General features: G+C 67.2%; 14 protein-coding genes. 8 read left to right on the top strand and 6 right to left on the bottom strand.

Going from position 1 to position 18,519, the window contains the following annotated elements:
- The first annotated feature begins 43 nt into the window (after positions 1-43).
- Positions 44-1,444 carry an L-cystine transporter gene (locus BVG12_RS28810; RefSeq protein ID WP_075795398.1) on the top strand — a complete coding sequence of 467 codons (1,401 nt, stop codon included), beginning with the start codon at positions 44-46 and terminating at the stop codon, positions 1,442-1,444.
- Here the strand turns inward: BVG12_RS28810 and BVG12_RS28805 are convergent.
- Complete coding sequence (locus BVG12_RS28805) at positions 1,413-2,567, bottom strand: DUF3466 family protein (protein ID WP_083685493.1); 1,155 nt, start codon at positions 2,565-2,567, stop codon at positions 1,413-1,415. The genes BVG12_RS28810 and BVG12_RS28805 overlap by 32 nt on opposite strands.
- A gap of 212 nt (positions 2,568-2,779) precedes the next feature.
- Between BVG12_RS28805 and BVG12_RS28800 the strand changes: the two genes are divergently transcribed.
- The 3 genes from BVG12_RS28800 (at position 2,780) to BVG12_RS28790 (ending at position 5,194) form a co-directional block, all read left to right on the top strand.
- Positions 2,780-3,544 carry a histidine phosphatase family protein gene (locus BVG12_RS28800; protein WP_075796625.1) on the top strand — a complete coding sequence of 255 codons (765 nt, stop codon included), beginning with the start codon at positions 2,780-2,782 and terminating at the stop codon, positions 3,542-3,544.
- A gap of 12 nt (positions 3,545-3,556) precedes the next feature.
- On the top strand, positions 3,557-4,534 hold the full coding sequence (locus BVG12_RS28795) for an NAD(P)H-hydrate dehydratase (RefSeq protein WP_075795396.1): 978 nt from the start codon (positions 3,557-3,559) through the stop codon (positions 4,532-4,534).
- A gap of 228 nt (positions 4,535-4,762) precedes the next feature.
- Positions 4,763-5,194, top strand: coding sequence for a hypothetical protein (locus BVG12_RS28790; RefSeq protein WP_169926845.1), 432 nt, complete (start codon positions 4,763-4,765; stop codon positions 5,192-5,194).
- 104 nt (positions 5,195-5,298) lie between these two features.
- Here BVG12_RS28790 and BVG12_RS28785 read toward each other — a convergent pair whose 3' ends face one another.
- From BVG12_RS28785 to BVG12_RS28775, 3 genes are all read right to left on the bottom strand, one after another.
- Entirely contained in the window at positions 5,299-8,499 is a 3,201-nt protein-coding gene (locus tag BVG12_RS28785; RefSeq protein WP_075795394.1) for an efflux RND transporter permease subunit, read from the bottom strand.
- A gap of 15 nt (positions 8,500-8,514) precedes the next feature.
- The gene (locus BVG12_RS28780) at positions 8,515-9,684 is read right to left on the bottom strand and encodes an efflux RND transporter periplasmic adaptor subunit (protein ID WP_075795393.1); all 1,170 of its coding nucleotides are present in this window, start codon (positions 9,682-9,684) and stop codon (positions 8,515-8,517) included.
- Between the two features lie 571 nt (positions 9,685-10,255).
- Positions 10,256-10,675 (bottom strand): divergent PAP2 family protein, encoded by a 420-nt coding sequence (locus BVG12_RS28775; RefSeq protein ID WP_075795392.1) that lies wholly within the window; start codon positions 10,673-10,675, stop codon positions 10,256-10,258.
- A gap of 186 nt (positions 10,676-10,861) precedes the next feature.
- Between BVG12_RS28775 and BVG12_RS28770 the strand changes: the two genes are divergently transcribed.
- The 4 genes from BVG12_RS28770 (at position 10,862) to BVG12_RS28755 (ending at position 14,597) form a co-directional block, all read left to right on the top strand.
- Positions 10,862-11,902 carry a DUF475 domain-containing protein gene (locus BVG12_RS28770; RefSeq protein WP_075795391.1) on the top strand — a complete coding sequence of 347 codons (1,041 nt, stop codon included), beginning with the start codon at positions 10,862-10,864 and terminating at the stop codon, positions 11,900-11,902.
- Between the two features lie 31 nt (positions 11,903-11,933).
- A complete protein-coding gene (locus BVG12_RS28765; RefSeq protein ID WP_075795390.1) occupies positions 11,934-12,509 on the top strand; it encodes a TerD family protein in 576 nt (191 codons plus the stop codon).
- An 89-nt stretch (positions 12,510-12,598) separates the two neighbouring features.
- A complete protein-coding gene (locus BVG12_RS28760) occupies positions 12,599-13,003 on the top strand; it encodes a DUF8785 domain-containing protein (RefSeq protein ID WP_075795389.1) in 405 nt (134 codons plus the stop codon).
- 91 nt (positions 13,004-13,094) lie between these two features.
- Complete coding sequence (locus BVG12_RS28755) at positions 13,095-14,597, top strand: tryptophan halogenase family protein (protein ID WP_075795388.1); 1,503 nt, start codon at positions 13,095-13,097, stop codon at positions 14,595-14,597.
- Between the two features lie 167 nt (positions 14,598-14,764).
- On the opposite strand, the gene BVG12_RS28750 is transcribed toward BVG12_RS28755, so the two are convergent.
- Complete coding sequence (locus BVG12_RS28750; protein WP_075795387.1) at positions 14,765-17,380, bottom strand: hypothetical protein; 2,616 nt, start codon at positions 17,378-17,380, stop codon at positions 14,765-14,767.
- A 113-nt stretch (positions 17,381-17,493) separates the two neighbouring features.
- Positions 17,494-18,495: a serine/threonine protein kinase gene (locus BVG12_RS28745; protein ID WP_075795386.1), complete on the bottom strand. Its 1,002-nt coding sequence runs from the start codon at positions 18,493-18,495 to the stop codon at positions 17,494-17,496.
- Between the last annotated feature and the right edge of the window lie 24 nt (positions 18,496-18,519).

Below are 18,519 nucleotides of genomic sequence, written 5' to 3'. Positions count from 1 at the left end.
TGTTCGCATATAAGGCGTCCAGGCAACGCAATCCGAGGACACCATGAGTCTCCCCTTGATCCTGAACCTGGCCGTCGCCCTCGCCGCGTGCGGCCTGCTGTATGTCATGCAGCAGCGCCACCTGTCCTTCACGAAACGCGTGTTCACGGGCCTCGGCTTGGGGCTGGTGCTCGGTGCCGCCTTGCCGGCGTTCTATGGCAACGGCTCGCCCGTCATCGCGCAGACGAACGCCTACCTCGACATCGTCGGCACGGGCTACGTCAAGCTGCTGCAGATGATCATCATGCCGCTGATCATGGTTTCCATCATCCAGGCCATCCTCAAGCTGCGCGACGCGTCGTCGCTCGGCAAGATCAGCGCGCTGACGATCGGCACGCTGATGGTCACGACGGCCATCGCGGCGTCGATCGGCATCCTGATGGCCAAGCTGTACGGCCTCTCCGCCGTCGGCCTGACGTCGAGCGCGGCCGAAGTCGCGCGCGGGCACTATCTGGAGGGCAAACTGTCGGCCGCGCAGGACGTGTCGCTGCCGACGCTGATCCTGTCGTTCATCCCGGAAAACCCTTTTCTCGACATGACGGGCGCGCGCAAGACGTCGACGATCGCCGTCGTGCTGTTCTCGATCTTCATCGGCGTCTCGGCCACGGGCATCGCCGCCAAGAAGCCGGACGTGTTCGAAACATTCAGCGAATTCGTCCACGTCGCCCACGTGATCGTGATGCGCATGGTGACCCTCGTGCTGCGCCTGACCCCGTTCGGCGTGTTCGCCCTGATCACCCAGGTACTGGCGAGCTCCAGCCTGCAGGACATCCTGAACCTGATCGGCTTCGTGATGGCCTCGTACAGCGCGCTGATCCTGATGTTCGGCGTGCACCTCCTGATCATCGCGGCCGTGGGCCTGAACCCGGGCCGCTACGTGAAAAAGATCTTCCCCGTGCTCGCGTTCGCGTTCACGTCGCGCACGTCCGCCGGGTCCATTCCGATGAGCGTGCAGACGCAGACCGCGCGCCTCGGCACGCCGGAAGGCATCGCCAACTTCGCCGCGTCGTTCGGCTCGATGATGGGCCAGAACGGCTGTGCCGGCATCTATCCGGCGATGCTGGCCGTGATGATCGCGCCGACCGTCGGCATCGATCCGTTCACGAGCGCCTTCCTGCTGCCGCTCGTCGGCATCGTCACCATCGGTTCCGTCGGTGTGGCCGGCGTGGGCGGCGGCGCCACGTTCGCGGCGCTCATCGTGCTGTCGGCACTGAATCTGCCCGTCGCGCTGGCGGGCCTCTTGATCTCCATCGAGCCGCTGATCGACATGGGACGCACCGCGCTCAACGTCAGCGGGTCCATCACGGCCGGCACCTTCGCCAGCCGCGTGCTCGGCCAGACCGACATGAAGGTGTTCGACAGCGACGCCGAGGTCAACCTGGACAGCGAGGAGCAAGTGGCCTGACGCCCCCCGCCGTCCGGCGGCGCCAGCCCAGCAGGGCCAGCCCGCCGGCGAGCAGCATGAATACGGACGGTTCCGGCACGGCCGGCACGAGGTCGAGCCGCACGGCGTAGCACAGGCCTTCCTTGCAGGCCGTGGCGGCGATCTGGCGCACCTCGTTGATGGCCGCCGCGTCCGTGATCACCCAGCCAGACGCGGGATCGATCAGCGCGTTCAAGTCCGTCATCGTCCCGTCGTCGTACAGGAAGCCGTGGTTGCCCGGAAGGCCCACGCCGGCCGCGCCGACGACCTGGCCGAGGTTGTTGATGCCCTTGGCCGTGCTGCCGAATTGCCGGTCGGGGTCGGACACGAGGCCGCCCAGGTCGCGCATCACGCCGTTTTCGTACAGGAACGCGGTCTGCGGATAAAGATTGCCGCCGATCGCCGGCAGGCCCGCATAGCCGACGATCTGCCCATGGTCGTTGATGGCCGTGGCGCCCGTCCAGATGCCGCCCAGGTTGCCCAGGTCCGTCATGACCCCGTCGCGATAGAGGAAGGGATTGACCGGATGATTCGGTCCGCCATCCATGGACGTCGCCGCTTCGCCCACCACGTCGCCGCGGTTGTTGATGGCGAAGGCGAAACTGGCGTCGCCGTACGGGAAGGTGCCGAGATCGGTATAGGTGCCGTTGGCGTAGGTGAAGGCGTGCCGGGGATTGACGTATTGCGCATCCACGGACGCCGATCCGGTCACCGTGCCGGCATTGTTGATGCCGTACGCCAGCGTATAGGTGGTCGCCGGCAGCGCGGTCATCGCGCCGCCGTCGTAGATGAAGCCGCGCAGCCAGCCGTCGCCGAGCTCGGCGTTGCCGACCACCTGCCCGCGATCGTTGATCGCCGACGCCATGCTGTACTGGCCGCCGAGCGTGCCGAGGTCCGCCAGGCTGCCGTTGCTGAACAGGAAGGCGTGCGCGGCGCTGCCGCTCGCCATGCTGCCCACCACCTGCCCCAGGTTATTGAGATCGCGCGCGGCGCTGCCCGCGCCGGCGACGACCGTGACGTTGTACAGCGGCGCGGCGAACGCCAGCAACGGCACCATGAGGACGGCGGCCGCGCACAGGGATGAAAAACGACGCAAGGGCTGCATGGGGATCTCCGCGGATGAGTGAGTCACGCGGGCAGCATAAGCCCGGACCGGCGCGGCGGGATGACGCCGCTCAGCATTCACGCGCTTCCCGCGCTGCCGTAAGACCACGCCTACACGTCGTTTCGGCACACATTTTCGTCCGGAATCGTGCGCGGAAATCCCGCCGAATCCGTCTATGATCGCGTCATGTCAAAATCACAAACGGTCGGATGATGGATCAGAAGTGGCCTCAAGAAATCTGGCTCGTCAGGCATGGACAAAGCGCCGGCAATGTCGCGCGCGATGCCGCCGAGGCCGCGGCCGGGCTGCGCATCGACATCGCCGAACGCGACGTCGACGTGCCCCTGTCCGAGCTGGGCGTGCGTCAGTCGCAGGCATTGTCGAGCTGGTTCGCCGCGCTGCCGCCCGACGGCCAGCCGAACGTCGTGCTGCACTCGCCGTACGTGCGCGCGGCCGAGACGGCCAACATCCTGATGCAGCGCTTAAACCGCGACGAGCTGCTGGCCGTGCATGCCGACGAACGCCTGCGCGAAAAGGAGTTCGGCATCCTCGACCGCCTGACCGTGCGCGGCATCGCCGAGAAATATCCCGAGCTGCACGAGCAACGCCACCACGTCGGCAAGTTCTATTTCCGCCCGCCCGGCGGCGAGAGCTGGTGCGACGTCATCCTGCGCCTGCGCAGCGTCCTCGACACGATGACGCGCGAGTACCCGCGCGAGCGCGTGCTGATCGTCGCGCACCAGGTCATCGTCAATTGCTTCCGCTACCTGCTGGAGCGGATGGACGAGGCGACGATCCTCGCGCAGGACCGCGCCGGCGACGTGCCGAACTGCTCGGTCACCTCCTATGCCTTCGATCCCACGCTGGGCAAGCGCGGCAAGCTGGCTGTCCGCCTGGTCAATTTCGTCGCGCCGCTCGAAGCCACCGGTACCCCGGTCACGGCCGCCAAAGACCAGCCCACCGCCGCCAAAGCCTGAGGTCCTGCCCCCATGACGCTGCATACCCATGCCCGCCCGCGCGACGTCGATTCCAGCCTGCTGCGCACCTGGCCGCTGCCCGTGCCCTCGAACGACGGCGACAAGGAAGACCGCGGCCACGTGCTCGTGCTCGGCGGTTCGCGCGAGATGCCTGGCGCCGTGATCCTGGCCGCCACGGCGACCCTGCGCGCGGGCGCCGGCAAGCTGACCATCGCCACCGGACGCAGCGTGGCCCAGCTGGTCGCGCTGGCGATCCCGGAATCGCGCGTGCTGGGCCTGGCCGAGAACGAGGCCGGCGGTTTCACCGTCGAAGCCGTGGCCGCGCACGATCCGCTGGCCGACAAGATCAGCGCCATCCTGATCGGCCCCGGCATGCGCGACGAAGCCGCGACGGCCCGCCTCGTGCACGCGCTGCTGCCCCGCCTGGACGGCACCGACACGAACGTGCTGCTCGACGCCGAGGCGATGGGCGCGGTCCTGCATCCGCCCGCGGGCAATCCGCCGTTCCGCTTCGACGTGCCGGTCCTCCTGACGCCGCATGCGGGCGAAATGGCCCACCTGACGGGCATTGCGAAAGACGAGATCGGCGCCGCCCCGGACCACCATGCGCTCGAGGCCGCGCGGCGCTGGAACGCCGTCGTCGCGCTCAAGGGCGCGCGCACCGTCATCGCGGCGCCCGGCGGCGAGCGCTGGCAGCACGAGGGCGGCAATGTCGGGCTCGCGACGTCCGGATCGGGCGACGTGCTGGCCGGCGTCATCGCCGGCCTCGCGGCGCGCGGCGCCACGCTGGCGCAGGCCGCCACCTGGGGCGTCGCGCTGCATGCGCGCGCGGGCGAACGCCTGGCCGAACGCTTTGGCAAACTGGGTTATCTGGCGCGGGAATTGTGCGATGGCATTCCCGCCCTGCTCGAACAAGCCGCCGGCGACAACGCCGACGCGGCGCCTAGACCATCCGGCCATTTCGCCGGTGGACCGAGGGTTGAACGATGATGGTTCGGCTCTTATAAAAGGCGTGCAATCCGACGAACCGGCCGGCGACATGCCAGTCTAATCCTGACTGTCGGATTCGTACCCCACGGGGCCGCGTATTGCGTCGGTTCCCTGATGGTTCGCGCTTGGGCCGACAGACCCATCGGGAACCGCAAGCTGCCGCCGACCCTCCAGCGCCTCACCTGGAGACGGCGGTAAAACGATAGACGTGAACGAGGAGTAAAACAAATGAAAGCTCTTAACAACGCATCGAAAATTCTGTTTGCTGCAGCACTGATGGCGAGCCTGGCCGCCTGCAAGAAGAGTGAACCCACCAGCACGACCGGTACCGGCGAAACGTCGGCCACCGCGCCGAGCAGCAGCTCGGGCACCAGCGGCACGACGGGCACCACCGGCACGGGCACCACCGGCGCGACGGGTACCACCGGCGCGACAGGCACCACGGGCGAGACCGGCACCGGCGCAACGGGCACCGGTACCACCGGCACGGGCACGACCGGCACCACCGGCACCGGTACCTCGGGCACCGGCACCTCGGGCACCGGCACCGGTTCTTCAGGTTCTTCCGGTTCGTCGGGCACGTCCGGCACGACCGGCAGCGACACGTCGGGCACCTCCGGCACGTCCGGCACGTCCGGGACCGGCACCTCGGGCCGCTGATCGTCATGGGGCAACGGCAAAGGGCCCTGAACGGCCCTTTGCCGTAAAAAAAGGGCCTGCACGCGCAGGCCCTTTCACATGATGCCGGCCGCGGCCGGCAAGGATCACGCCGTCGCCGGGCGGCCGCGGCGGAAGGCGAAGCGGCCTGCCTTCACGACCATGCGGAACACGAGGCGCACCATCACCAGCGTCAGGATCGCTTCGACGAACGTCATCACGAACGCCGGCACCGCGGTGAAGCGGGCTGCGCGACGGTGGAACTTGGCGACCATGCGGTCGCGGGCGATCTCGATGCTGTCGTAGAAGGTCGGGACGACCAGCAAGGTCAGCATCGTCGACGTGATCGTGCCGCCGATGATCGCGATCGCGAGCGGCTGGTAGAACTGGCCGGAATCGCCCAGGGCCAGCGCGACCGGGAACATGCCGGCGATCAGCGCGAACGTCGTCATCAGGATCGGACGCAGGCGGGCGCGGCCGGCGGCCATCAGCGCTTCCTCGCGGTCCATGCCTTCCGCTTCCCGCGTGCGGGCGGCGTCGAGCAGCAGGATCGCGTTCTTCGCCACGAGGCCCATCAGCATGATGATGCCGATGAAGCTCATCAGGTTCAGCGTGCCGTGCGTGAGGATCAGCGCGAGGACGACGCCGATCAGCGACAGCGGCAGCGACAGCATCACGGAGAGCGGCGCCGTGAACGAACCGAACTGCATCACGAGGATCAGGTACATCAGGCCGATGCCCGACACCAGCGCGATCGTCATCTGCGTGAACACCTCGGCCTGGTCCTTGCCGGCGCCGCCCAGCGACAGGCCGTAGCCCGGCGGGAAGTCCATCGACTTGGCCAGCTTCATGGCTTCGTCCGTCACCTCGCCGTTCGAGCGGCCTTCGACGTTGGCAGACACGGTGATCACGCGCTTGCCGTCCTTGTGCTCGATCGCCGACGGGCCTTTGCCCATCGTGATCTTGGCGATCTGGTCGAGCGGGACCATGGTGTTGGTGCCGGCGACGGCGATCGGCAGGCGTTCGATGTTTTCCAAGCCCAGGCGGTCTTCCGGCGCCAGGCGCACGGCCACGTCGCGGGTCTCGCCGGTCGGGTCGACCCAGTCGCCGACCTCGATGCCGGCGAACGCGACGCGCAGCGCGGTGGCGGCGTCGCCGACCGAGATGCCCATCATGTTCGCCAGGCCGCGGTCGAGCTCGATCTGCAGCTCGTCCTTCGGATCCTGCTGCGACAGCGTGACGTCGACGGCGCCCTTCACCTGGCGCAGCTTGTCCATGTACGCATTGGTCAGTTCCATCAGCTTGCGCGAATCGGGACCGGTGAACTCGATCTGCACGGGCTTGCCGTTGCCGTTCAAATCGTCCGTGACCGTGTACTCGGCGCCGACGAGGCGCGCGATCTTCCCGCGCAGTTCGACCGCGATCTCGGCGGCCGTGCGCGAGCGTTCGCGGCGCTTGCCGATGTCGACGTAGATGCGGCCGCCGGCCGAGTTGATCGAGCTGTTGGTTTCCTTCGTTTCCTTCAGCGTACGCGCGATCGCGGCGGCCTCTTCCATCTTCATCCTGGCGTAGCCGACCGATGACGACGCCGGGGTCCGCACTTCGATCGCGATCTGGCCGGCGTCCATCTTGGGCAGGAAGGCCGAGCCGCCGAACTTGCCGTGCAGGATGAGGGCCCCGACCAGGCTGGCGACGGCGATCAGCGCCATCCAGCGGCGGTGGTGCAGCGCCCAGGCGATGACGTGGCCGTAGCGGTTGGCCTGGTGGTCGAACCAGACGTTGAACTTCGCCAGGTATTTTTCGATGCCGCGCTTCGGCGCGTGGTGGTGGCCCGGCGGATCGCCCCAGTAGGCCGACAGCATCGGGTCGAGCGTGAACGAGATGAACAGCGACACGATCACCGAGCACGCGACCGTCAGCGCGAACGGGCGGAACCATTCGCCGGAAATGCCCGGCATGAACGCGACCGGAATGAACACGGCCATGATCGAGAACGTCGTCGAGGCGACGGCCATGCCGATCTCGGCGGTGCCTTCGAGCGCGGCGGTGCGGCGGTCGGCGCCGTTTTCCATGTGGCGCACGATGTTTTCGCGCACCACGATGGCATCGTCGATCAGCACGCCGATCGCCAGCGACAGGCCGAGCAGCGTCATGAAGTTCAGCGTGAAGCCGCACAGCCACACGGCGATGAACGCGGCCAGCACCGACGTCGGCAGCGACAGCGCCGTGATCAAGGTGGAACGCCAGGAATTCAGGAACGCGTACACGACGAAGATGGTCAGGACGGCGCCGAACACCAGCGATTCGATGACGTTGTTCAGGCTCCGCTGCGCCTCGTCGCCGCCGTCGCGCGTCACGTCCAGCTTGGTGCCTTGCGGCAGTTCCTTGTTGATCTCCTCGACCATCGCGCGCACCTTCTTCGCGATGCCCACGGTCGACGCTTCGCGCGAGCGGATGATCGAGATGCCGACGTTGGACTTACCGCTGCGCATCGAATAGGTGTCGATGTCGGCGAAGCCGTCCTTGACGTCCGCGACCTGGTTCAGGCGCACGATCGTGTCGCCGTTGCGCTTGACGACGACCTGCGAAAAATCTTCCGGATGCTCGATGCGCCCGACGAGGCGGATGCCCTTCTCGTCCAGCTCGCTGCGCACCTTGCCGACCGGCGCGTTCGTGTTCTGGCGCGACAGCGCACTCGTCACGTCGCTGACCGACACATTGTATTCACGCAGCTTTTGCGCGTGCAGCAGCACGGACAGTTCGCGCTTGAGCGAGCCGTTGACCTGCACGTTGGCGACGCCGTCGATGGCGCGCAGGCGGTCCGCCAGCTTGTCCTCGGCGAGGCGCGAGATCTCGGCATGGCTCAGGGTGTTGGACGACAGCGCCAGGTTCATGATCGGCTGGGCCGACGGGTCCACGCGCCGCAGCACCGGTTCGCGCATCTCGACCGGCAGCTTGTAGCGCACCCCGGCGATCGCGTTGCGCACGTCGTCCGAGGCTTCGATCAGGTTGCGCTTGAAGTCGAACTGCAACACGATCGTCGCGCTGCCTTCGTTGGCATACGAGTTGATCTCGGTGACGCCGGTGATCGCCTGCATCGGCTTTTCGAGCCGGTCGAGCAGCTCGCGCTCGCTCGTCTCCGGCGACGCGCCCGGGTACGGAATCGTGACCACGATGATCGGGATTTCGACGTCCGGGTTCTGGTTCACACGCAGCTTACTGAGCGCGAGCAGGCCCATGCACATCATGCCGATGACCAGCACGAGCGTGGCGATGGGCTTCTTGACACTGAAATTGGAAAGGAACATGACGGATTCCCCGGTTTATTTGGCCGGTGCCGGATTGCTGGCGGCGCTGGCCATCCTGGCGGCGGCGGTCAGCTCGACCTTCTGGCCGTCCTTCAGGCTGGAGCTCGGATGACGCAGCACGGTGTCGCCCGCGGCCAGTCCGCCCTTGACCTCGAAGCCGCCGGTGCGCGGGTCGCGCGGGCCTATCGCCAGATCGGCCTTGGCCAGTGAATTGCCCTTGACCTTCCAGGCATACGTCTTGTCGCCGTCGCGCACGAGGGCCGACTCCGGCAGCATCAGCGCGTCGGTCAGCTCGGCGTCGATATGGCCTTCCGCATACAGGCCGGCCACGCGCGGACGGGCTTCGTTCGCAAAGCCGACGAGCACCTCGACCTGGCGGGTGACGTCGTTCGCGCTCGGGTCGATGCGCTTCACGACGCCGGCGAACTTTTGCTCGCCATAACCGTTCACGCGGAACATGACGGGCTGACCGACCTTGACGGCGGCGATCTTGTCGGCCGATACCCGGCCTTCGAAGCGCATGCTCGTCGGATCGATCACCTTCAGCAATTCCTTGCCGACGGCGGCCGTGTCGCCCGGCGACACCTTGCGGTCCGATACGATGCCGTCGAACGGCGCGCGCACGACGGTGCGGGTCACCTGCTGCTGGGCGGCGACGAGGCGCGCGCGCGCGGCCGAGACGTCGCTCTGGGCATTGTTGCGGCGCACTTCCGCATCGTCCAGGGCCTGGGCCGAGGTCATGCCGGACTGGCGCAGCGTCTTCATGCGCTCGAGGGCGCGCTGCGACTGGTCGAACGCCTGGGTGGACGCGCGCAGCGCTTCCTGGGCCGACATCAGGCTGTCGCGGATGGACGTCTCGTCGAGCTTGACGAGCACGTCGCCTTTCTTGACCGCATCGCCGTTTTCTTTGAGCACTTGCAGCACGACGGCGGACACTTCCGCGCGCAAGTCGGCCTTGCGTTCCGGTTGGATCGAGCCCGTGATCACGGGGCCGTTCGCGAGCGCGCTGCTCTGCACGGTCAACACATCCTCGGGCGCCACCAGCAGCTGGACGGCCTTGCCATCCTTCTGCTTGCCGTCCGCCTGCGCGGTAGCGGCGTCGGGCTTGGCCGGGTCCCTGTCGTGTTTGCCGCATGCACTGAGTGCGGAGGCAATAGCAAGGAAGATTATAGTTTTGCGCAACATTTCTTGGTTCCCCCGAGATGGACTCGTTACCTGTATAAAAATAAGACGACAAAAGGCCAGCGGGCAGTATCAGTGAGGCCGTCTTTACCGTCAATTGACGGTTCGGCAAAGCGCGGTTTTGATGGGATGAACTGCAGATAGGCGGGATGAAATGCGTTTGGCCGAGTATGAATTGCACGACAAAACGGACAGATGGACGTCCGGGTGGACGGTGACGGTGACCAAACCGGGGCTCCCGCCTGCGCGGACCGACGACCGACTCGAACGCCGTCGTTCGCGCGCAGGCGCACTGGCGTCCGGAATAAGATTTCGAAAAAAGTGACGTCATTCCCGCGAAAGCGGGAATAGTGCCCCCGGCACTATTCCCTCCATGCTGAGCCATAGAATTTTGTACGTCAAAGATACGGTAGTCTCTTAAACGGACTGACTTCGGCACTTCTGCATGGGGAACAGCCCGGTGGGCTGTTCGCGCCTTCGCGGGAACGACGGCTTTTACCTATCCATGAAAATCAATTGCGCGGGTTGGAAATGATTCCGGACACCAGTGCGCGAAGGCGGCGATCCGATTTATTTACTTGGCAAACAGGTGATACACCAGGTTGCCCATCAGGATGCCGGTGACGATGCCGCCACCGATCTCGACCAGCGTATGCCCCATCCGCTCGCGCAGCGTCTTGTGGCCGGCCGTGTCCGCGGCCAGGCGGTTGATGGCGGCCGCCTGGCGGCCGACGTGCTGGCGCAGGCTGTTTGCATCGATCATCACGATGAAGCACAAGGTGACGGCCACGCCGAACGCCGGATGGCCGATGCCCTCGCGCAGCGCGATCAGGGTCGCCATGCTCGTGACGGTGGCGCTGTGGTTGCTGGGAAAACCGCCGTTGCCGACGAGGTTGAACGCCCAGCGCCCCTGGCGCGCACTGTTGATGAGGAACTTGATCGGGCCAACCACGAGCCAGGTCAGCACCGGGGTGACCAGATAAGAAAAATCCATGCGAAATCCATTCAGGCTGAAATACGGGAGGCATGACGCCGGGCGGCATTATGGCAGATGCCATGTCGCGAGAGCAATTCGATGCGGCCGTCGCCATGCTTGTCAAGACGACATCCGATGCGCCCGTCAGAGAGGGAACCGGGTTAATATCCGCCGTGTGGTATTTCAGTCAATAAGGAGCCGTGCATGCAACATTTCAGGTTGTCGTTCGTGGTCGCCGCCGTCCTGCTGGCATTGGCCGGCTGGTGGGGCTTTTCCCACGGCGGCGCCGCCGGCCTCGTGCAAGGCCTGTGGATCGCGGCCGTGCTGGGCGTGCTCGAAATCTCGCTCTCGTTCGACAACGCGGTCGTCAACGCCTCCGTCCTGCGCAACTGGAACGCGTTCTGGCAAAAGCTGTTCCTCACGGTCGGCATCGTCGTCGCCGTGTTCGGCATGCGCCTGCTGTTTCCCCTGCTGATCGTGTCGGTCGCGACCGGCCTCGGTCTCATCGACGTCTGGCACATGGCGGTGGACAGCCCGGCCGAGTATGCCCGCAACCTGGCGTCGCGCCACGCCGAAGTGGCCGCGTTCGGCGGCGCGTTCCTGCTGCTGGTCTTCCTCAACTTCCTGTTCGACGAAGAAAAGGAACTCCACTGGCTGGGCTGGATCGAAGAAAAGATCGGCAAGTACGGCACGGAAGGCCTCGCCATCCTGCTCACCCTGCTCGCCGCGTTCGGCTGCATGAGCCTCGTCGCGCAGGACCGCAAGCTGTCGGTGCTGATCGCCGGCGTCGTCGGCGTGCTCGTGTATGTGGGCGTGAACTGGTTTTCCGGGCTGCTGGAGGAAGAGGAATCCGATCCGGCCGTCGGCAAGCTGATTTCGCAGGGCAGCCTCGGCGGCTTCATCTACCTGGAAGTGCTGGACGCGTCGTTCAGCTTCGACGGCGTGATCGGCGCGTTCGCGATCACGAACGACGTGGTCGTGATCATGCTCGGCCTCGCCATCGGCGCGATGTTCGTGCGGTCGCTGACCGTGTTCCTCGTGCACAAGGGCACGCTGGAGGAATTCGTCTTCCTCGAGCACGGCGCGCACTACGCGATCGGCATCCTGGCCCTGATCATGTTCGCCAGCGTCGAGTACGAGATTCCCGAATGGTTCACCGGCCTGTCCGGCGTGGCGTTCATCCTGATATCGCTGTGGTCGTCGATCCGCTACAAGAAACGCGAAGCGCTGGAATCGGCGACCTGAAACCCTCATCCCTCAATCGAAAGGAAGCAAGATGGCGATCAGTTTGCAGAAAGGCGGCAACGTCAACCTGTCCAAGGAAGATCCGAACCTCAAAAAGGTCATCATCGGCCTCGGCTGGGACCCGCGCTCGACCGACGGCGCCACCTTCGACCTCGACGCCAGCGCCTTCCTGCTGCGCGGCGACGGCAAGGTGCGCGGCGATGCCGACTTCATCTTCTACAACAACCTGCAATCCAGCGACGGTTCCGTCAAGCACACGGGCGACAACCGCACGGGCCAGGGCGAAGGCGACGACGAGCGCCTCCTCGTCGATCTCAGCCGGGTGCCGCCGGACATCGAGAAAATCGCGTTTTCCGTCACCATCCACGAGGCCGACCAGCGCCGCCAGAATTTCGGCCAGGTGGCGCGCGCCTTCATCCGCTGTCTGAACGCGGACGGCGAGCGCGAGATCGCCCGCTACGACCTGTCGGAAGACAGGTCGACGGAGACGGCCATGATTTTCGGCGAGCTCTACCGCTACGGCAACGAGTGGAAATTCCGCGCCGTCGGCCAGGGCTTCAACGGCGGCCTCGGCCCCCTCGCCCGCTCGTTCGGGGTGAACGTATAAGCCTGTGATGTTTTGACAATCCGCGCGCCTGTGTTCAGAATGGGCGCGCCTCGTCACGTCCGATATCAACCATTCTTTGCGCACCCATCATGCCCAAGACCCTGCCGCGCCGCGCCATCGCCATCCTCGCCTCCGTCGTCATCGCCGCCGTGGCGCTGTTCGCCCTGTACACGTGGATCGTGCTGCACTGGTCGTATTCGGAAGGCGAACGGGCCGGCTACCTGCAAAAACTGTCGCGCAAGGGCTGGCTGTGCAAGACGTGGGAAGGGGAACTCCTGCTGTCGAGCATGCCGGGCGCGATTCCCGAACGCTTCAATTTCACCGTCCGCGACGAGGCCGTCGTGCGCCAGCTGCAGGCCGCGATGGGACAGCGCGTGCAGCTGACCTATGCCCAGCACGTCGGCGTGCCGACCTCGTGCTTCGGTGAGACGGAATACTTCGTCGAAAAGGCTGTCACCGGCGGTTCCAATCCTGTGTCGCCGAGCAATATGTGACGTCGCGCCACAAGAAATGTTATACGCAAACATTTCTGTTGCCGCGTAGTCCGCCGTGCCCTACACTCCTGTGAACAAACAGGAGACACACATGCAACACAACGCCATCCGCACCATCGTCATCGTGGGCGGCGGCACGGCCGGCTGGATGGCCGCGGCCCCGCTGGCCCAGCGGCTCGGCAAGCGCTGCGAGATCGTGCTGGTGGAGTCGCCCGAGATCGGCACGATCGGCGTCGGCGAAGCGACCTTGCCCACGATCCGCTTCTACAACAACGCCCTCCAGCTGGACAACGCCGACTTCATGAAGAAGACGCAGGCGACCTTCAAGCTCGGCATCGATTTCCAGGACTGGGGCCACCTCGGCAACCGCTTCTTCCACGGTTTCGGCGACTTCGGCCCGCCCATCAACGGCCTGTCCCCGCACCACCACTGGCTGCACCTGGCGCGCGCGTTCGACAAGATGCCCGCGCTGGAAAACTGGTCGGTGGCGTCCAGGATGGCGTGCGAGAACAAGTTCACGATGCCCGCAAACACGCAGCCGGGCGTCACGGACGCCTTTTCCTTCGGCTTCCAGTTCGATGCGGGCCTGTACGCGGCCTACCTGCGCGACTACGCGACGGCGCGCGGCGCCACCCGCATCGAAGGCATGATCGTGGGCGTCGACCAGCATCCGGAAACGGGCTTCGTGACGGGCCTGCGCCTGCGCGACGGCCGCACGGTCGAAGGCGACCTGTTCATCGACTGCTCGGGCTTCCGCGGCCTGCTGATCGAAGACACGCTCAAGGCCGGCTATGAGGACTGGAGCGAGCACCTGCCCTGCAACAGCGCGCTCGCCGTCCCGTGCGCGCGCGTGGAACCGGTCACGCCGTACACCCGTTCGACGGCGAAGGGGTCGGGCTGGCTCTGGCGCATCCCCCTGCAGCACCGCACGGGCAACGGCCATGTGTACAGCAATGCGTTCACGACGGACGAGCAGGCGCGCCGGGACCTGCTCGACGGCCTCGATGGCGCAGCGCTGGACGAACCGCGCCAGCTGCGCTTCGTCACGGGCCGGCGCAAGAAGTCGTGGGTCAAGAACGTCGTGGCCGTGGGCCTGTCGGCGGGCTTCGTGGAACCGCTGGAATCGACGAGCATCAGCCTGATCGAGACCGCGGTCGGCAAGCTGATCGAATTGTGGCCGGACCGCGACTTCCGCCCCGAGCTGGCGGCCGAATTCAACCGCGTGATGGGCTCGCGCTACGAATCCGTGCGCGACTTCATCATCCTGCACTACAAGCTGACGAAGCGCGACGACACGCCGTTCTGGCGCTATTGCGCGAACATGAAGATCCCGGATTCCCTCGCGCACCAGATCGAATTGTTCCGCACGACGGGCCGCATCACGATCCTCGACCGCGACGGCTTCGCCGAACCGTCGTTCATCGCGATGCTGATGGGTCTGGGCGTCGTGCCGGAGCGCTACGATCCGTTCGCGGACGACGTCGACATGCGCCAGCTGCACGGCCACTTCGCCGGGCTGCGCGATCTCATCGCGCAGACGGTGGCGAAGATGCCGGGGCATCGGGCGTATCTGGAGAGGAACGCGAAGGCGTAAATAGATCGCAGCGTCGTTCCCGCGAAGGCGGGAACCCATGCCGAGCGTCCGAAGCCGGCCTACGAAGCACACTGCAGTGCTTCCAAGTTACCGCATCCTGTTGCTCAGCATGGAGGGAATAGCGCCAGGGGCGCGATTCCCGCTGTCGCGCGAACGACGTTGTCGGACTACTCGTGATCCCGGTCGGCCCGCTGCTTGGCCACCGCGTCCGCCAGCCGCATCGCCGCCTGCACCTTCGACGGCTGCTGCGAGAACCTGCCCAGCACTTCGCGTGCGAGGTCTTCCGATTCGGCGCGCTGCTTGGCCTCGGCCTGGCGCGCCTCGATCTGTTCGCGCAGCGCGGCCAGTTCCGCCACCTGCTCTTCCTGGCGCGCGGATTCCAGTTCGACGAGACGCTTCTTCGCCTCCATCATTTCCTGCGTGGCCAGCGCGGTCTTGCGCTGCATCTCGGCCGCCAGCTGGGCGTTGGCCAGTAACGCGCGCTGGGCGTCGCGCTTGTCGAGCGCGGCCTGCGCCGCGGCCTGTTCGGCCGCCTCGCGCATCTTGGCCAGCTGCGCGCGCTCCGCTTCGGCGGCGGCGCGGGCTTCGGCCGCCGCGACGGCCGCGCGCTCGGACGCCATTCGCGCCGCCGCCGCGTCGTTGGCGCGCACGTCGGCGGCCGTCTGCTGCTGTTGCGACGTCAGCTTTTGCTCCAGCAGCAGCAAAGCGTCGTGGGCGGCGTCGGCGGCGGCGCGTTCCGCCGCCAGCAATTCTTCCGTCAGCTGCTGCTGGCGCCGTTCGTGGGCGGCGCGGTCGGCCTGCGCCTGCGCCAGTTCCGCCGCGCGGGCCGCCTGGACGCGCTGGGCGTCGGCGATCGCCTGTTCGTGTGCCGCCTGGCGCGCCGCATGTTCGGTGATGGCCCGCTGCGCGTCGATGGCGGCCTGGCGCTCGGCGGCGATGCGCTGCTCGCTCTCGGCCTGCGCGGCCAGCAGGGCCGCGTGTTCCTGTTCCGCGGCGGCGCGGCGGGCGTCGATCTCGGCCTGCTGCGCCGACAGCAGCTCGCGCTGGGCCTGCAGACGCGCCGCGTGCTCCTGCTCCGCGGTGGCGAGGCGCGCGTCGATCTCGGCCTGCTGCGCCGTGAGCATATCGCGCTGGGCCTGCAGACGCACGGCGTGTTCCTGCTCCGCCGCGGCGAGGCGCGCCGCCGTTTCGGCCTGCAACGCGGCGATCTCGCGCTGCAAGGTCTCGACGCGCTCGGCCAGTTGCGCCGCCTGTTCCTGCTCGGCGGCGGCGCGAGCTTCGGCCGCAGCGGCGAGTGCGCGCTCCGCCTCGATGCGTGCCTGCTGGCGCGCCAGCGCGTCCTGCTCGGCCTGCACGCGCGCCTGTTCGGCCTCGGCCAGTTCCCGTGCCTGCGCCGCACGCTGCCCGGCGAGGCGCGCCGCTTCGCGTTCGCGTTCGGTCTGTTCGGCCTGCGCGGCCACTTCGGCCTCGAGCGCGGCGTTCTGCGCGCTGCGCGCGGCGGCCGCGGCCTCCGACAGCGCCGCACGTTCCTCGGCCAGCTGGCGCTCGCGCTGCTGCGCATCGAGATCGCGCTGCGCCGCGACCACGGCCGCGCGATCCGCCTCCGCGCGCAGGCGCGCCTGTTCGGCCGCTTCGCGCTCGGCGTGCAAGCGGGCCTCGCTCTGCTGCGCCTCTTCCTCTTCGGCCGCGGCGCGGGCCATGGCCACGTCGCGCAGCTTGCGGTCGGCCTCGATGCGGGCTTGGGTCGCGGCCAGGATACGGGCCTCGGCTTCGCGCCGCGCGGCCGCGGCCTCGAACGACATCTGTTCCTGGCGCTCGCGGTGGATGGCCGCGTCGCGCAATTCTTTTTCCGTCTGCAGGCGCATGCGCAGCGATTGCGCGGCCGTCCGTTCCGATTCCACCTGGGCCAGTGCGATGGCTTCGCGTTCCTGCTCGATATGCGCGAGGGCCCGCGCTTCCTCGAGCGCGCGCGCCTCCGCGGCCGCGCGCGCGAACGCGGACGCCAGCGCGACCTGGTCGGCCCGCTCGCGCTGCTGCGCCAGTTCCAGTGCTTCCGCCTCCGCCTGCGCCAGCTTTTCGGCCGTCTGGCGCGCAGCCCGTTCGGCCCGCTCGCGTTCGCGCGCGAGGATCGCCACACGAGCGTCGGCGCTGGCGCTGTGGTGCACTTCCTCGCGCGCCGCGTGCACGGCGGCCACGCGCTCGGCCGCCTGCAGGCGTGCCTGCTCGGCGTGGATGGCGAGATCCTCGGCGTCGCGCTGGGCGCGGGCGGCGATCTCGGTGTCGATGCGCGCCTGTTCGGCCGCGCGCTTGCGGGCGTCTTCCTCGGCGCGGGCGCGCGCCTCGGCCGCCAGGCGGATCTGCGTGTCGGATTCGACGCGGGCGCGCAGCCCGGCCGTCTCCTGGCGGACCGCTTCGAGTCGCTCGGCGGCGGCCTTGGCGGCGGCGCGCAGGGTTTCGATGCGGTCGCGGTTCGCCTCGATCGCTTCTTCCGACGCCTGCGCGTTCGCGAGCGCGGCGGCCGCCGCTTCGGCGTCGATAGCCGCGCGTTCCTCGGCCAGGCTGCGGGCCCGCGCCTCGGCATGGGCGCGGTTCTCGGCCGCCACCGCGGCCTTCGCCTCCGCCTCCACGCGCGCGATGCCTTCCTTGATCGCACGCTGTTCCAGATGTTCGCGCTGCGGCTCGACCTGCGGCGCCGCGTGGTCCTGGGCGGCGGGCATCAGGTCGATCGTGAAATCGGCGTCGTCTTTCTGTGCAGATGGATCGTTGCGGTCGGCGTCGGTCATGGGAGGCTCGTCAAGTGGCGTGCGGGCCCGGACGAGTCCGCGTCTAGATTATGCGGCATGGCTCCGTTTCGTGTCACGCCGAGCTGCATCGTGAAACAACGCCAATTCCGGGTTTAGATGACCGGCCACAAAGGCGGCTCGTCCATCAGCGCCACCTGCTCGCGCAACTCGAGGATACGGTCTTGCCAGTAGCGCTGGGTATTGAACCAGGGAAAAGCCGCGGGGAACGCGGGATCGTCCCAGCGCATCGCCAGCCACGCCGAGTAATGGATCAGCCGCAGGGTGCGCAGCGCCTCGACGAGGTACAGCTGGCGCGGGTCGAATTCGCAGAAATCCTCATAGCCGGCCAGCACGTCGCCCAGCTGGCGCACCATCTCCTGGCGCTCGCCCGACAGCAGCATCCACAGGTCTTGCACGGCCGGGCCCATGCGGCTGTCGTCGAAGTCGACGAAGTGCGGGCCGTCGGCCGTCCACAACACATTGCCCACGTGACAGTCGCCGTGCAGGCGCAGCAGCGGCAGTGCGCCGGCGCGGTCATAGCAGCGGGCGACGCCGTCCAGGGCCTGGTCGAGCACGCTCGTGTACGCCGTCAGCAACTCGGGCGGAATGAAACCGTGGCCAATGAGCCAGGCGCGCGGTTCACGGCCGAAGGTGTCGAGGTCGAGCCGGGGGCGCTCGGCGTAGGTTGCCGACGCGCCCACCGCGTGGATGCGGCCGATGAAGCGGCCGATCCATTCCAGTGTCGACGGATCGGACAACTCCGGCGCGCGGCCGCCGCGGCTCGGAAACACGGCGAAGCGGAAGCCGTCGTGCTCGTGCAGGGTGCGGCCGTCGAGGACGTCGGCCGGCACGACGGGCACTTCCTGGTCGGCCAGCTCCTGCACGAACGCGTGTTCCTCGAGGATGGCGGCGTCGCTCCAGCGTCCGGGCCGGTAGAACTTGACGACGACGGGCTGGCCCTCTTCGCGGCCGACGCGGTAGACGCGGTTTTCGTAACTGTTCAGCGCCAGCAGGCGGCCGTCGCCGCGCAGGCCGACGCTGTCGACGGCGTCCAGGACCATCAGCGGGTCGAGCCGCGAGAAGGGATGACTGTCGGGGATGTCGGGATTGTGCATTCCGCCATTGTAAGGCGGGCGACC

Source organism: Massilia putida (assembly GCF_001941825.1).
GTDB classification, from domain to species: Bacteria; Pseudomonadota; Gammaproteobacteria; order Burkholderiales; family Burkholderiaceae_D; genus Telluria; species Telluria putida.
Note: the sequence above shows the minus strand (reverse complement) of the source record. Positions and strands in the feature narration are given on the sequence as shown.

Bases quoted from the DNA above. Each gene is read 5' to 3' on its own strand.
- BVG12_RS28755 (WP_075795388.1), top strand. From the start codon at position 13,095: ATGCAACACAACGCCATCCGCACCATCGTCATCGTGGGCGGCGGCACG.
- BVG12_RS28775 (WP_075795392.1), bottom strand. From the start codon at position 10,675: ATGGATTTTTCTTATCTGGTCACCCCGGTGCTGACCTGGCTCGTGGTT.
- BVG12_RS28760 (WP_075795389.1), top strand. From the start codon at position 12,599: ATGCCCAAGACCCTGCCGCGCCGCGCCATCGCCATCCTCGCCTCCGTC.
- BVG12_RS28745 (WP_075795386.1), bottom strand. From the start codon at position 18,495: ATGCACAATCCCGACATCCCCGACAGTCATCCCTTCTCGCGGCTCGAC.
- BVG12_RS28800 (WP_075796625.1), top strand. From the start codon at position 2,780: ATGGATCAGAAGTGGCCTCAAGAAATCTGGCTCGTCAGGCATGGACAA.
- BVG12_RS28770 (WP_075795391.1), top strand. From the start codon at position 10,862: ATGCAACATTTCAGGTTGTCGTTCGTGGTCGCCGCCGTCCTGCTGGCA.
- BVG12_RS28765 (WP_075795390.1), top strand. From the start codon at position 11,934: ATGGCGATCAGTTTGCAGAAAGGCGGCAACGTCAACCTGTCCAAGGAA.
- BVG12_RS28795 (WP_075795396.1), top strand. From the start codon at position 3,557: ATGACGCTGCATACCCATGCCCGCCCGCGCGACGTCGATTCCAGCCTG.
- BVG12_RS28780 (WP_075795393.1), bottom strand. From the start codon at position 9,684: ATGTTGCGCAAAACTATAATCTTCCTTGCTATTGCCTCCGCACTCAGT.
- BVG12_RS28805 (WP_083685493.1), bottom strand. From the start codon at position 2,567: ATGCAGCCCTTGCGTCGTTTTTCATCCCTGTGCGCGGCCGCCGTCCTC.
- BVG12_RS28750 (WP_075795387.1), bottom strand. From the start codon at position 17,380: ATGACCGACGCCGACCGCAACGATCCATCTGCACAGAAAGACGACGCC.
- BVG12_RS28810 (WP_075795398.1), top strand. From the start codon at position 44: ATGAGTCTCCCCTTGATCCTGAACCTGGCCGTCGCCCTCGCCGCGTGC.
- BVG12_RS28785 (WP_075795394.1), bottom strand. From the start codon at position 8,499: ATGTTCCTTTCCAATTTCAGTGTCAAGAAGCCCATCGCCACGCTCGTG.
- BVG12_RS28790 (WP_169926845.1), top strand. From the start codon at position 4,763: ATGAAAGCTCTTAACAACGCATCGAAAATTCTGTTTGCTGCAGCACTG.